Genomic DNA, 13,215 nt, shown 5'->3' on the forward strand with positions numbered 1-13,215 from the left:
CGCCCCGCACGTTTTTCCGCAAACAAGGAACACCATGAGCAGCTCAGATATCGTCAAGGACTTTCCCCGCGTGTCTCCGCAGGTCGTCGCGCAGGCCGCACGTTTCCAGCCCGCCATCCTGGCCGACGTGGCCGGGCGCCGCGGCGCGATGCACGGCCGCATCCGGCCGTTGCATGCCTCGATGAAGCTGGCGGGTCCCGCGTTCACCGTGGAAGTCCGCCCCGGCGACAACCTGATGATCCATGCGGCCATCTCGCTTGCGCGCCCTGGCGATGTGTTGATCATCGACGGCAAAGGCGATCTCAGTTCGGCGCTGATGGGCACCATCATGATGACGGCGTGCAAACAACTGGGCCTGGCGGGCGTCGTCATTGACGGCGCGGCGCGGGACAGCCTTGAGATCATGGAAATGGACTATCCGGTGTTCGCGGCCGGGACCAACCCCAACGGTCCGACCAAAAACATTGGCGGGCGTATCGGCCATCCGATCACGGTCGGGGGCATAACGGTGCATCCCGGCGACTTCGTGATTGGGGACAACGACGGCGTGGTCGTCGTCGAGCGCGACAAGATCGAAGGCCTGCTGCCCGCCGCCGAGAAAAAGGTCAAGGACGAAGCAGCGCGCATTGCCGCCATCAAAAGCGGCGATACCGCGGCAAAGTGGCTCGTGTCGGCCCTGCGCACGGCCGGCGTCCTGAAAGAAGGGGAGTCGCTTTGAACGCGCCAGCCCATACGCGCAGCGGCCGCCCGGCGGTGCTTGTGACGGCCGCCGACCTGGCGCCGCAGGCGCTGGCCCTGCTCGCCGACTATGACGTCGTGTACGCCGGCAAAACCCCGGCCGAGGAAGACATCGTTGCGCTGTGCCGCGCGCACGATCCGGTCGCCATCATCGTGCGCTACAGCAAGGTAGGGGCGGCGGCCATGGACGCCGCGCCGTCTCTCAAAGTGATCTCCAAGCATGGCAGCGGCACGGATACCATCGACAAGCAGGCCGCGCAGGCGCGCGGCATCGCGGTGGTGGCGGCCGCCGGGGCCAATGCGGCGGCGGTGGCCGAGCAGGCCATGGCGCTGCTGCTGGCCTGCGCCAAATCGGTGGTGGCGCTGGATGCAAGAATGCATGCCGGCCATTGGGACAAGGCGACGCACAAGAGCGCCGAGCTCGCCGGCAAGACGCTCGGTCTGATCGGCCTGGGCGCCATCGGCCGCCGGATGGCCCGGATCGCGGCCAGCATGGAGATGCGCGTTATCGGTTTCGACCCCTATGCGCGCGAGCTGCCGGAGACCATCGAAAGCGTGGACCTGGACGCGATCTGGCGCGAGTCCGACGCGATATCTCTGCATTGCCCGCTGACCACGGACAACCGGGGCCTGTTGAATCGCGACACGCTGGCGCGATGCAGGCGCGGCGTCATTGTGGTGAACACGGCGCGTGGCGGACTGATCGACGAAGATGCGCTGCTGCAGGCCGTGCGCGACGGCCAGGTGGGCGCGGCAGGACTGGACAGTTTTGCCGTGGAGCCGATGCGCGCCGGCCATCCGTTCCAGTCGCAGCCCAACATCATCCTGAGCCCGCACATCGGGGGCGTTACGCGCGAGGCGTACGTCAAGATGGGCGTGGCCGCCGCGGAGAACGCCCTGGCGGTGCTGCGGCAGGCCGCGGTTCATCCGTGATGGCGGAGTAAACACATGGCGAAACGATGGAAGCACGCGCCGCCCGGCAGCTCCTGGGGCGAGTTCGGCGATGACGACCAGCGCGGCCGCATGAACCTGGTCGATCGGGCCAAGGTCCTGCAGGGGATGGCGGAGGTGCGCGAAGGACGGACGTTCTGCCTGTCCCTGCCGCTGGACCTGCCGGGCGGCATGGCCCTGAACCCCCGGCGCCTGCCGCCGCGGCGCTATGCGACGCTGCGCGACGGCAAGAGCGCGGGCGTGCAAGGCTATTGCTGGTCTTATGCCAGCGAGGACCCGGCGCTCACGGATGTGGTTTGCGATGACGTTCTCTTGATGAACACGCAGTATTCCACCCAGTGGGACAGCCTGGCCCACATGGGTAGCCGTTTCGATGCGGACGGCGACGGCGTGGCGGAAGCGGTGTTCTACAACGGCTTTCGCGCGGGCGAGCATATGCGGGCGGCCGCGGAGGATCCGCGGGCCAGCGAGGACTGGGCGCGTTTTCCGGACCCGCGCGCCGGCGCGCTGGGTATCGAGAATCTTGCGGAACATGGCGTACAGGGTCGCGCAGTGCTTATCGACCTGGAGCACCACCTGGGACGAAAACGCCAGGCCGTCGGTTATGACGCCCTGATGCGCATGCTCGACGCCGACGGCATCGTGGTGGAACCGGGCGATATGGTGTGTCTGCATACCGGCTTCGGCGACACCTTGGTATCCATGCGCGGCAAGCCCGACGTGGCGCATCTGCATGCCACCGGTAGCGGCCTGGACGGCCACGATTCGCGGCTGCTGCAGTGGATTGTCGATACGCGGCTGGCCTGCCTGATTGCGGACAATCCCGCCGTGGAGCTGGTCCAGCCGGTGAAGTTCGGCGAAGCAGGTCAGCCGATGCGAGGTCCGCGTTTGCCTTTGCACGAACACTGCCTGTTCAAGAACGGCATCCATCTGGGCGAGTTGTGGTGGCTGACGCCGCTGGCGCGCTGGCTTCGCGCGCACGGACGCAGCCGTTTTCTGCTGACCGCGCCCCCGCTGCGCCTGCCAGGCGCCGTCGGATCGCCCGTTACCCCTATCGCCACCGTTTGACAAAACACTCTGGTCCTATCCGGAGGAGACGACATGAAACTCTACCGTGCCTTTCTGGCCGCGGCCCTGGCGTTCGCGGCCACGGCCGCATGCGCGCAGTATCCCGACCATCCGATCAAAATGGTCGTGCCTTACTCCGCCGGCGGCGCCGCGGATGCGCAGTCGCGCATCGTCGCCGTCAAATTGAGCGCCCGCCTGGGCCAGCAGGTGATCGTGGAAAACCGGCCCGGCGCCAGCGGCACCATCGGCGCTGCCGCCGTGGCGCGCGCGCCCGCCGACGGCTATACCTTGCTGTACGACGCCACCGCACACGCGGTGAACCCCGTGCTTTACAAAACACTCGGTTATGACAGCAAGCGCGACTTCCTGCCCATCTCGCTGGTGAGCCTGACGCCCAATCTGCTGGTCGTGCGGACCGAGTCTCCGTACCGCACGATCGCCGACCTGACGGCGGCGGCCCGCCAGAAGCCCGGACACATCACCTTCGCCACGCCCGGGCAGGGCACCGCCCAGCACATCGCCGCGGCGCTGTACGCGCAAGGCAACGGGCTGCAGCTCACTCATATCCCATACAAGGGCGGCGCCCCCGCGCTGACGGACCTGATGGGCGGGCAGGTCGACATGATGTTCAGCAACATGGCTGCTTCTTCGCCGCTGGTCAAAAGCGGCAAGCTGCGCGCGCTGGCGGTGAGCGCCCGCGAACGCGTGGCCGGGTTCCCGCAGGTGCCCACGGTTGCGGAGTCCGGTGTGCGCGACTACGCGGTGTACGAATGGAACGGCGTGTTCGCGCCGGCGGGCACGCCGAAGGATGTCGCCGTCCGCCTGGAGACGGAAATGCGGGCGGTGCTGCAGGATCCGGAGGTGCGCCGCAGGCTGGAAGAACTCGGCGCGCAACCCATCGGGTCTTCCTCGCAGGATTTTGCGCGTTTCGTGGACGAGGAAATGCAGCGCGCCGAGCAGGTGCTATCCGCCTCGGGCATCAAGCAGGAATAGCCGGCGCGCATCGCGCCGTGAATCGGTATCCGCATCCAACACGCTGCCCGCAGCGGCAGCGGATCGGCCTTCCTGGGCCGGATGGCGCGCGAGATAAGCAAATACGGCAACCTGGGCCGGCGATCCGGGCCGAAGGCCGAACAGCCCCAAAGGGGCATATGCAAAGGAGGACAGGCGATGTTCCTGCTGAACCCACCCCGCGTGGTGGACTTCGACGTCTGGACGGCGATGCCGGACGCCTATCGAAAACCGCAACGCAGTGCCTGGGCGGATGCCAACCGAGGCGGCGCGCCGGCGGATTCCTTTCTTGAAGGACCGGTGTTCGACGCCCAGGGAAATCTGTACGTGACCGATATACCGTGGGGGCGCGTGTTCCGCATCGACCCTGCCGGCAATTGGATGCTGGTGGCCGAATACGACGGCGAGCCCAACGGCATGAAGTTTTTGGACAACGACCGGCTGCTGATCACCGATTACAAGAACGGCTTGATGTTGCTTGATGTCGCCTCGGGCGTGGTCACGCCTTATCTCGAGCGCCGCAACAGCGAGCGGTTCCGGGGCGTGAACGACCTGGTATTCGATCGCCAGGGGAACCTGTATTTCACGGACCAGGGGCAGAGCGGCTTGCACGATCCGACAGGGCGGCTATACCGCTTGCGCCCCAACGGGCAGCTCGACCTGCTGCTGGCCAACATCCCCAGTCCCAATGGCGTCGCGCTGGCGCCGGACGAACGCGTGCTCTATCTGGCCGTGACGCGCGGCAACTGCGTGTGGCGGGTTCCCCTGATGGCCGACGGCAGTGTGAGCAAGGTCAGCCAGTTCTTCACATCGTACGGACCCAGCGGTCCCGATGGGCTCGCTGTCGACTGCGAGGGCAACCTGCTCGTTTGCAATCCGGGCCTGGGCTACGTATGGCTTTTGAACGCGCGCGCGGAGCCTGTCGCGGTCTTTCGGAGCACGCGCGGCATGTCGACGACGAACCTGGCCTTCGGCGGGCCGGACCGGCGCACCGTGTTCTGCACGGAGTCGGTGTCCGGCAGCATCCTGAAGGCGGTCGCGCCGCACCCGGGGTTGCCGCTGGCGAGTCGGAGCGGAAAGCCCGCTTGACCGCGGCAGATCGCGGCATGCGCATCCCGTAGCTTGTTTTCATCCATCACAGGAGACTGCAATGTCCAATTTCAAAGGCGCAAAGCCTTCGTTCATGCTGCGCGCGGCGCGTGCGATCGCAGCCGCGGCGGCACTGGCCATCGCGGCGGGCGCGCATGCGGGCTATCCGGAACGGCCCATTACGCTGGTCGTTCCGTACGCGCCGGGCGGCGCCGCCGATGCGCTGGCCCGCCTGCTTGCCCAGCACATGGGGACCCGGCTGAACGCCAGCATCGTCGTGGAGAACCGCCCCGGCGCCAGCGGCACCATCGGCGAAAGCTATGTGGCCAAGGCGGCGCCCGATGGATACACCATGCTTTACGACGCCACGCCGTACTCCATCAACCCGCATCTGTTCGCAGAAATGCCCTACAAGCGCACCGCGCTGCAGCCGCTGTCGCTGGTGTCGCTGGCGCCCAATATCCTGATCGTCAAGGCGGACTCGCCGTACAAAGACGTGCAGGCGCTGATCGCACAAGCCAAAGCCCATCCCGGCAAAATCAACTTCGCCTCAGGCGGCAGCGGTACGGTTCAGCGCCTGGCTTCCGAGCTGTTCCGCCAGAAGTTGAGCCTGGATATGGTCCATGTGCCTTACAAAAGTGGCGGGCCGGCCATTACCGACGTGATGACCGGTCAGGTCGATTTCATGTTCAGTACCGTCGCGGCGTCATCGCCGCTGGTCGACGCCGGGCGTCTGCGCGCCCTGGCGATCTCCTCGCCGCAACGCGCGCCGCGCTTGCCCGACGTGCCCACGGTGGCGGAGACGGTGATCCCGGGCTACGAAGTGTACGAATGGAATGGCGTTTTCCTGCCCACGGGCGTGCCCGACGTGGTGGCGAAGAAGCTGCACGATGCGCTGGTGCAGGTGTTGCAGCAGGATGATGTGCGCAAGCGGTTCAACGACCTGGGCGCCGAGCCGGTGGGCTCCACTGCCGAAGCGTTCGCCGAATATTTGAAGAAGGAAGACGCCAAGTGGGCGGAGGTGGTCCAGCGCGGCAATATCCGCCTGGACTGAGGCGCCGCCTTCCTGTCAGATATCGGCCGTGCCGTTGGGCGCTAAGCCGCGCTGATGGTGGGCGCGGCGGCGCCCGATGAAGGTCCCGGCTGCACCGCCCGCAGGCTTTATGGCCTCATGCTTTATGGCCTATTCGACGCTGACCTTGGCCTGGTTGACGACATCCGCCCAGATCTTGTGTTCCTGCACGATCGCCTGGCCGAATTCGGCCGCGGGCGTGTACGAAAGCTCGGCCCCTTGCGCCGACACGGCGGCCTTCAGGTCCGGCATTGCCAACACCTTCTGCAGCGCCTGCGCGATCGTGTCGATGTTGGCCTGCGGTGTGCCCTTGGGCGCGACGAAGCCGAACAGGTTGTCCGCCTGCACGCCTTCGATGCCGGCTTCCTTCAAGGTGGGCACGTCGGGCAGCAGGCTGGAGCGGGTGCCGGATGCAACGGCCAGCACGCGCAGCTTGCCGGCCTGGATCAGCGGCATCGAGCCCGGGATACTGTCGAACATGAACGTGGACGAGCCGCTGACCAGTTCGGGCAAGGCCTGCGAGCTGCCCTTGTAGGGAATGTGGGTGACTTTGACGCCGGTCTTCAGCGCCAGCAGTTCCGATTCCAGATGGGACAGCGTGCCCGTGCCCTGGGATGCGAAGTTGTACTGGCCGGGCTGGGCCTTCAAATACGCGATCAGCTCGCCGACGTTCTGTATGGGCAGCGAAGCCGGCACTTCCAGGATGTGCGGCGAAATGCCCACGCCGGCGATCGGCACGAAGTTGTCGATCAGGCTGGCGGGCTGCTTTTTATAGATGGACGCGGCGATGGCCTGATTGGTGACGGCGGCCAGGTAAAGGGTATAGCCGTCGGCGGGCGCCTTGGCCGCGGCGGCGAGGCCGATGGCGCCGCCGGCGCCCGGCCGGTTCTCCACGATGACCGACTGCTTGAGTTCGATGGCCAGCTTCTGGCTGATTGCGCGCGCCAGGATATCCGTGGCGCCGGCAGGCGGGAAGGAGATGATCACCTGGATCGGGCGCTCGGGATAGGCGGCGAGCGCCGGCGCGGACGGCGCGGCAGCCAAGCCCAGCGCCAGGGCGGTTGCGCCCAGCGCGGCGCCGAGCCGGCGGAAGGAGGAGACGGGAAAATAACGAGCAGACATGCGGGATCCTTGTTTTGCTGGGAAAGCGGCGACGCGCTGGCGGTGGCCGCCCGACCGGAACCGTGGGGTATGCAATATGTATGCCAACTGGCATGACGGCCTGCCTCCCCTATACGTTAAGTAGCGCGGCGCCGGCCGGGCCCGTCGTGCACCGCCGCGGGGCAGGATGGGCGCAAGCTGGTGCGACGAGTTGCCCCCCGCCGACAGGCTTTCACCATAACCGGCAACGGCAGGCCGGCCTGTGTGAGGCGGTCATGGACCTGTCCGTGCAGAGTCCGCATCGCGCGTGCGGGGCCGATCGAACAGCCCCCGCAACAGATCGATCGGAACCGGGAACACGATCGTGGACGCGCGATCGTTGGCGATGTCGTACAGCGTGGACAGGTATCGCAGCTGCATGGCTTCGGGAAGCGCCGCTAGCGTACGGGCCGCTTCGACCAGGCGCTCCGCTGCCTGATGTTCGCCTTCCGCGTTGATGATGCGCGCGCGCCGGTTGCGCTCCGCCTCGGCCTGGCGCGCGATGGCCCGCACCATGCTTTCGTTCAGGTCAACGTGCTTGATTTCGACGTTGGCGATCTTGATGCCCCAGTTGTCGGTCTGGCGATCCAGGATCTGTTGCAGGTCGGCATTCAGCTTGTCCCGTTCGGACAGCATTTCGTCCAGGTCGTGCTTGCCCAGCACCGAGCGCAGCGTCGTCTGCGCCAGCTGGCTGGTGGCCTGCATATAGTGCTCGACCTGGATGATCGCCTTGTTCGGATCGATGACCCGGAAGTACACGACGGCATTGACTTTCACCGATACGTTGTCGTGGGAAATGATGTCCTGGCTCGGCACGTCCAGTACCACGGTGCGCAGATCCACCCGGACCATCTGCTGGATGAAGGGCACCAGGATAATCAGGCCCGGACCTTTTACGCCGGTGTACCGGCCCAGGGTGAAGACCACGCCGCGCTCGTATTCGCGCAGCACCCGCACGGACGTGAGCACGAGCAGCACAACCAGGATGGCAATGGCGATATAGGGGATAAGGGTCAGGATCACGGTGCGTCCTCCCGTTGCGCGGCGTCGGTGGCATCGACGGACAGGGTCAGGCCATCGCGCGCGATGACGACCACGTGGTCGCCTGGATGGAACGGCCGCCGCGCGCGGGCGTCCCAGGTTTCGTCGCCCAGCCGCACGCGCCCTTGCGCGCCGGACCAGAACAGCACTTCCGCGCGATGCCCGACCAAGGTGCTGTCGCCCGCGGGGCTGGACCGGCGATGCGCGCGCACGGCGACGGTGACCACGATGGCCAGCAGCAGGGCGACGACGGCGGTGGCGGTTGCCACGACCGGCACGGAAAGCGAAAAGGCGGCCTGGGCGCTATCGAACATGAACAGCGACCCCAGCGCGAAGATGGCCACGCCCACGACGCCGAGAAAGCCGGAGGCGCCCGTGAAGCCTTCCGCGGCCATCAAGCCGATACCGAGCAACACCAGCCCCACGCCGGCGTAGTTCACCGGCAGCAGGTTCAGCGCAAAGAGCCCGGTCACCAGCGATACCGCGCCCAGGACGCCCGGCAGCACCACGCCGGGCGTCATCAGTTCGAAGATGATGCCGTACACGCCGAGCAGCATCAGGATATAGGCGATGTCCGGGTTGGTGATGACGCCCAGGAAGCGCGTGCGCCAATCGGGCTCCAGGGTCGTCACGGCGGCATCGCGGGTAGCCAGCGTGACCTGTCTGCCCTGTACGTTGACGACGCGTCCATCGGCCTGGGCCAGCACGTCGCGCAGGTCCGGCGCAACGATCTCCACCACCTTGTCTCGCAGCGCTTCCTGCGCCGGAATGCTCACGCCATCGCGCACCGCTTTCTCGGCCCATTCGGCATTGCGGCCATGCAGGTCGGCCAGGCTGCGGATGAAGGCCGCAGCGTCGTTGATCGCCTTGCGCATGGAAGCGTCTTCGGAAGCCGGGTGGCCCGGCGCTTCATCCGCAGGCGGCTCGGCAGGCTTGCCGCTGTCCGGGCGGGCAGGCTCGCGCCGTTCTCCCGGTTGTTTCGGCGCGGGCGACCTGTCCCTTCCCGAGCCGGGAGGCGCTCCCATGCTGACCACGGTGGCCGCGCCAATGTTCGTCCCCGGCGCCATCGCGGCCAATTGGCAGGCGTAGACGATATAGGTGCCGGCGCTGGCGGCCCGGGCGCCGCCCGGCGCCACATAGGCGATGACGGGAACGGGCGAGGCCAGAATGGCCTGGATGATGTCGCGCGTGGATGAAACCAGGCCGCCGGGCGTGTCGATACGGATGACGACGGCGTCGGCATTGCGCGCCGCCGCGGCTTCCAGCCCATGCCCCAGATACTCCGTGGTGGCGGGGCCGATGGCGTCTTTTACGTCAAGGACGAGGACCGTGTGGGCGGCCGCCGAGCCAGTGGCTTGCGCCCAGGCCGCGGGAGCGAGGGCAAAGTTCGCCACGGCTGCCGCCAGCAGACAGAGCGACGGCAGGATGTGCAAAAGACTCCCCCACGCGGGGCCGAGCCGGGAATCGTGCTGTGCCGACATCGCGCCTCCTTGCCGGAGGTATGGCCTGGCGGATCGCGCCATGGCGACTGTACGGCCACGTTACTCTGATTTCCCAGGGCCGGCCAGCAGGCGCATGGGCTGCGCACCATGCGGCGCGAGCCCCCGCCGCGATGACGATATGGGCGTTCCATGTGACTGGTACGTCCGGTCATTCCATGGGAAAATGACCACCCTATCTGACCAGGGTGGCCGCCATGGATTGCCCGCACCACATCTCCAAGACTGAATTCAAAGCGCGTGCGTTGGAGCTGTTTCGGCAGATCGAAGCGACCGGCGAAACGATCATCGTCACCGACCACGGCAAGCCGTCTGTCGAAATCCGTCCTTATCGGGCCGAAGAGGCGCACCCGTTGACGCGGCTGCGCGGATCCGTCGTGCATTTCGCCGAGCCTTTTGCGCCTATCGGCGACGACACCTGGGAAGCTGCCCAATGATCGTGCTGGACACCCATGCCCTGGTGTGGTGGGCATCAGGCGATGCGCAACTGAGCGACCCCGCTCGCGAAGCGATCGAGGCCCAGCAGGAAAGCGGAACTATCCTGGTGTCGGCGATCAGCGCATGGGAAATCGCCATGTTGGTGAAAGCCGGACGGCTGGCCCTGACCATGGATGTGCAAGCGTGGCTGGAAACGCTTTCTGAAGTTCCGGGGGTACGCTTCGCGCCCGTGGGCGTGAGGGAGTCGGTGTTGTCGGTCAATCTTCCTGGCGAGTTCCATAAGGACCCGGCCGACCGGCTGATCGTGGCAACGGCGAGGCAACATGGCGCACCGCTGGTGACCGCGGATCTGAAGATCCGTAACTATCCGCATGTGCAAACAGTGTGGTGACTACACTGATGCCTGAGCGCGCCGCGTTCGATTGCGTCCCTATCCGTCCCTGAACAGCACGGGGTTTCAGCCTTGATTACCAACGTCAGCATTCTCGTCCGCGATCGTTCGGGCCGCACGCTTCTGCAGATGCGCGACAGCAACGCCAGGATCGGCCCGCTGGCATGGAGCTTCTGGGGCGGGGCCGTGGAGCGTGGCGACGCCGACCATACGCACACGGCGTCGCGGGAACTGGAGGAGGAGTTGGGCGTCGCCGCGCATCCCGCCGAGTTCATCGAGATAGGACGGCGCGTTGGCAGCGATGGGCAGGAGGCGCCCTTGATGTTGCTGACCCGCCCGGTCGAATGGGGTGAATTCCGGGTGATGGAAGGGGCGGGCGCTGGGTATTTCCGTGCCGGCGAGATACGGCAATTGCCGGTGACCCGCTCCGTGGCCTGGTATCTCGCCAATAAACCCGGCGTGTTCGATCTTGGCTGAGCGGCCGGCCAGGGCCGGCGCCGCGCCGTTGGGTTAGCATCAGCGCCCATGCGCCAGCCCACGACGCCCGATTCCAATGCAGGCACGCCATCCGCCATGCCCGAGGCGCTGCGGCGGGCCTATGCGCACTGGGATGCCGGACAGGCCCGGCAGGCCGAGATCCTGTGCAGGCAAATCCTGGCCGCCTCGCCGGGGCAGGCCGATGCTTCGCACCTTCTGGGCTTGATCGCGCACGCCTACGGCCGGCGCGAGCTTGCGCTGGAGCTGGTGCGGCAGGCCTGCCGCGCGCAGGACGTTCCTGGCTTGTACTTCAGCAACCTGGCGGAGATGTGCCGCTTGCAAGGCATGCTGGCCGAGGCCGAGGCGGCGGCGCGCCGGGCCGTCGACATCGCGCCGGACCTGGCGGGCGCATGGAACAACCTGGGCATCATCCAGCAGGAAAGCGGCCTTTACGCGGAAAGCGCCGCCAGCCTCGAACGCGTGGCCGCGATCCAGCCCGACAGCCCGGAGGCGCACAACAATCTCGGCAATACGTACGCGCGCGTCGGGCGTCTGCAGGATGCCCGGCGCGCGTACGGCAAGGCGCTGGCCTTGCGCGAGGATTACGCCGAAGCGCATAGCAATCTGGCCTTCGTGCTGGGCGAGCTGGGCTTGTACGACGAAGCGGCCAGCGCGGCGCAACGCGCCATCGAATGCAATCCGCGTCTGGCCGATGCCTATATCAACCTGGCCGGCATCGAGAACGCGCGTTCCGGCCCGGCGCGTGCGCTGCCATGGATAGAGGCGCTTCTGGCCTTCGCGCCCACGCATGCGGCCGCATTGGCGGCGCGCGCCCGATTGCAGGCGCAGCGCGGCGCGGCGCCTGCAACGCAAAACGAGGCCGGCGGCCCGAAGCCGGCAGGTCCGGGGGCGCGTCCGGCGGCGGGTGAGGATGCGGGTGCGGATGCGGGCGACGCCGCCCAACTCGCCCGGCAAGCCATGGCACTGCTGAACCAAAGACAGTACGCGCAGGCCGAAAGCCTGCTGCGCGCCGGTATCGACCCGCGCGGCTCGGCGTCCGCGCTGTGGCGGCTATTGGGGCTTGCCCTCAAGTTCCAGGATCGCGTCGAGGAAGCCTTGCAAATCCAGGAGATGCTGGTGCGGGCGATGCCGGGCGATATGTCCGCGCGTTTCGACCTTGCCGAGACGCTGCTGCTGCAGGGCGACTTCGCACGCGGGTGGCGGGAGTATCGCTGGCGCTACAGCCTTTCCCACACCGTCGAGATGGAGCGCAAGGTGCAGCGGCCCCGCTGGGATGGAAGCCATATCCCCGGCCGGACCCTGCTCATCCATGACGAGCAGGGCTATGGCGATACGCTGCAATTCATCTGGCTGGTTGAAGCGGCGAAGGCGCGCAGCGGGGCCCATGTCGTGCTGCAGGTGCATGGCGACCTGCTGCCGCTTGCGCGGCGCGTGACGGGCGCGGACGCGGTGATCGCGCGCGGTCGGATCCCGCCGTCCTTCGACGTGCACTGCGAATTGATGTCGCTGCCGATGGCGCTGGGATTGCGGCTGGACGACCTGCCGGTCCGGGCCGGCTATCTATCGGCGGATGCCGGGCGCATGGACAAGTGGCGGCAGCGGCTTGCCGCCTTGCCGCGGCCGTGGGTGGCGCTGGTGTGGGCGGGCCGGCCCACGCATACCAATGACGCCAACCGTTCCATGTCGCTTGCCGACCTCGCCCCGCTGGCCAGGCCGGGGGTTTCGTATCTTGCCTTGCAGAAAGGCCCCGCTGCCGCCCAGGCGGCCTCGCCCCCCGCGGGCATGCGCATCGTGCCGCTGGATGCGGAAATCCAGGATTTCGAGGATACGGCGGCCATCCTGGCCTTGGCCGATCTGCTGATTTCCGTCGACTCCGCCCCGGTGCATCTGGCTGGCGGCCTTGGCCGCCCCGCATGGGTCATGCTGCCTTTCGCGCCCGATTGGCGCTGGCTGCGCCAGCGTACCGACACGCCGTGGTATCCCTCGTTGCGGCTGTTCCGGCAACCCGCCCCAGGCGACTGGAACGCGGTGGTCAAGGACATCGCGCAAGCCCTCGCCCGGGAAATAGCGCCCTAATGCGGCATTGATGGCCCGATTGGATTCCGGCTGTCCACGTTAACGTCCCGCCGTGATCATGCAAGAAGTACGTGCGATGTAGCCGGCCCGCCCGTCACCGCGACTGCAACTTGTCTTCCTCACATCCCAGAACTGGCCGCGGAGCAGCCCCCCCGGGGCTGCGCCAGCATTGTCGCCACACCACGAAGGCAGGAGCAATTGCA

At 66.9% G+C, this 13,215-nt stretch carries 13 protein-coding genes; 10 read left to right on the forward strand and 3 right to left on the reverse strand.

The window, feature by feature from the left end:
* Positions 1-34: 34 nt before the first annotated feature.
* The 6 genes from CAL13_RS02895 to CAL13_RS02920 all read left to right on the forward strand — a co-directional run bounded on the left by CAL13_RS02895 (position 35) and on the right by CAL13_RS02920 (position 5,911).
* The gene (locus CAL13_RS02895; protein WP_086073486.1) at positions 35-718 is read left to right on the forward strand and encodes an RraA family protein; all 684 of its coding nucleotides are present in this window, start codon (positions 35-37) and stop codon (positions 716-718) included.
* On the forward strand, positions 715-1,671 hold the full coding sequence (locus CAL13_RS02900) for an NAD(P)-dependent oxidoreductase (RefSeq protein ID WP_086071452.1): 957 nt from the start codon (positions 715-717) through the stop codon (positions 1,669-1,671). Before CAL13_RS02895 ends, CAL13_RS02900 begins: the two co-directional genes overlap by 4 nt.
* Positions 1,672-1,686: 15 nt before the next feature.
* Positions 1,687-2,757: a cyclase family protein gene (locus CAL13_RS02905; RefSeq protein ID WP_086071453.1), complete on the forward strand. Its 1,071-nt coding sequence runs from the start codon at positions 1,687-1,689 to the stop codon at positions 2,755-2,757.
* 33 nt (positions 2,758-2,790) lie between these two features.
* Positions 2,791-3,750, forward strand: a complete 960-nt coding sequence (locus CAL13_RS02910) for a Bug family tripartite tricarboxylate transporter substrate binding protein (protein WP_086071454.1) — start codon at positions 2,791-2,793, stop codon at positions 3,748-3,750.
* A 177-nt stretch (positions 3,751-3,927) separates the two neighbouring features.
* The gene (locus CAL13_RS02915) at positions 3,928-4,857 is read left to right on the forward strand and encodes an SMP-30/gluconolactonase/LRE family protein (protein ID WP_086071455.1); all 930 of its coding nucleotides are present in this window, start codon (positions 3,928-3,930) and stop codon (positions 4,855-4,857) included.
* A gap of 94 nt (positions 4,858-4,951) precedes the next feature.
* Positions 4,952-5,911 carry a Bug family tripartite tricarboxylate transporter substrate binding protein gene (locus tag CAL13_RS02920; RefSeq protein WP_086073487.1) on the forward strand — a complete coding sequence of 320 codons (960 nt, stop codon included), beginning with the start codon at positions 4,952-4,954 and terminating at the stop codon, positions 5,909-5,911.
* Between the two features lie 129 nt (positions 5,912-6,040).
* Here CAL13_RS02920 and CAL13_RS02925 read toward each other — a convergent pair whose 3' ends face one another.
* The 3 genes from CAL13_RS02925 to CAL13_RS02935 all read right to left on the reverse strand — a co-directional run bounded on the left by CAL13_RS02925 (position 6,041) and on the right by CAL13_RS02935 (position 9,591).
* Positions 6,041-7,051, reverse strand: coding sequence for a Bug family tripartite tricarboxylate transporter substrate binding protein (locus tag CAL13_RS02925; protein ID WP_086071456.1), 1,011 nt, complete (start codon positions 7,049-7,051; stop codon positions 6,041-6,043).
* Between the two features lie 252 nt (positions 7,052-7,303).
* Complete coding sequence (locus tag CAL13_RS02930) at positions 7,304-8,086, reverse strand: slipin family protein (protein WP_198297951.1); 783 nt, start codon at positions 8,084-8,086, stop codon at positions 7,304-7,306.
* A 2-nt stretch (positions 8,087-8,088) separates the two neighbouring features.
* The gene (locus CAL13_RS02935; RefSeq protein ID WP_086071458.1) at positions 8,089-9,591 is read right to left on the reverse strand and encodes an NfeD family protein; all 1,503 of its coding nucleotides are present in this window, start codon (positions 9,589-9,591) and stop codon (positions 8,089-8,091) included.
* A 215-nt stretch (positions 9,592-9,806) separates the two neighbouring features.
* On the opposite strand from CAL13_RS02935, the gene CAL13_RS02940 reads away from it, so the two are divergent.
* The 4 genes from CAL13_RS02940 (at position 9,807) to CAL13_RS02955 (ending at position 13,012) form a co-directional block, all read left to right on the forward strand.
* Positions 9,807-10,046 (forward strand): type II toxin-antitoxin system Phd/YefM family antitoxin, encoded by a 240-nt coding sequence (locus tag CAL13_RS02940; protein WP_086071459.1) that lies wholly within the window; start codon positions 9,807-9,809, stop codon positions 10,044-10,046.
* A complete protein-coding gene (locus tag CAL13_RS02945) occupies positions 10,043-10,438 on the forward strand; it encodes a type II toxin-antitoxin system VapC family toxin (RefSeq protein WP_086071460.1) in 396 nt (131 codons plus the stop codon). The genes CAL13_RS02940 and CAL13_RS02945 overlap by 4 nt, the downstream gene beginning before the upstream one ends.
* Before the next feature lie 72 nt (positions 10,439-10,510).
* On the forward strand, positions 10,511-10,915 hold the full coding sequence (locus tag CAL13_RS02950; protein WP_198297898.1) for an NUDIX domain-containing protein: 405 nt from the start codon (positions 10,511-10,513) through the stop codon (positions 10,913-10,915).
* Positions 10,916-10,963: 48 nt separating this feature from the next.
* On the forward strand, positions 10,964-13,012 hold the full coding sequence (locus CAL13_RS02955; RefSeq protein WP_232467755.1) for a tetratricopeptide repeat protein: 2,049 nt from the start codon (positions 10,964-10,966) through the stop codon (positions 13,010-13,012).
* Positions 13,013-13,215 lie beyond the last annotated feature (203 nt).

Origin of the sequence: Bordetella genomosp. 9, assembly GCF_002119725.1 — a bacterium.
Lineage (GTDB): Bacteria > Pseudomonadota > Gammaproteobacteria > Burkholderiales > Burkholderiaceae_B > Bordetella_C.

Excerpts from the sequence above, each read along its gene's own strand:
- CAL13_RS02895 (WP_086073486.1), top strand. The coding sequence starts at position 35 with ATGAGCAGCTCAGATATCGTCAAGGACTTTCCCCGCGTGTCTCCGCAG.
- CAL13_RS02905 (WP_086071453.1), top strand. The coding sequence starts at position 1,687 with ATGGCGAAACGATGGAAGCACGCGCCGCCCGGCAGCTCCTGGGGCGAG.
- CAL13_RS02910 (WP_086071454.1), top strand. The coding sequence starts at position 2,791 with ATGAAACTCTACCGTGCCTTTCTGGCCGCGGCCCTGGCGTTCGCGGCC.
- CAL13_RS02915 (WP_086071455.1), top strand. The coding sequence starts at position 3,928 with ATGTTCCTGCTGAACCCACCCCGCGTGGTGGACTTCGACGTCTGGACG.
- CAL13_RS02920 (WP_086073487.1), top strand. The coding sequence starts at position 4,952 with ATGCTGCGCGCGGCGCGTGCGATCGCAGCCGCGGCGGCACTGGCCATC.
- CAL13_RS02925 (WP_086071456.1), bottom strand. The coding sequence starts at position 7,051 with ATGTCTGCTCGTTATTTTCCCGTCTCCTCCTTCCGCCGGCTCGGCGCC.
- CAL13_RS02935 (WP_086071458.1), bottom strand. The coding sequence starts at position 9,591 with ATGTCGGCACAGCACGATTCCCGGCTCGGCCCCGCGTGGGGGAGTCTT.
- CAL13_RS02940 (WP_086071459.1), top strand. The coding sequence starts at position 9,807 with ATGGATTGCCCGCACCACATCTCCAAGACTGAATTCAAAGCGCGTGCG.
- CAL13_RS02945 (WP_086071460.1), top strand. The coding sequence starts at position 10,043 with ATGATCGTGCTGGACACCCATGCCCTGGTGTGGTGGGCATCAGGCGAT.
- CAL13_RS02955 (WP_232467755.1), top strand. The coding sequence starts at position 10,964 with ATGCGCCAGCCCACGACGCCCGATTCCAATGCAGGCACGCCATCCGCC.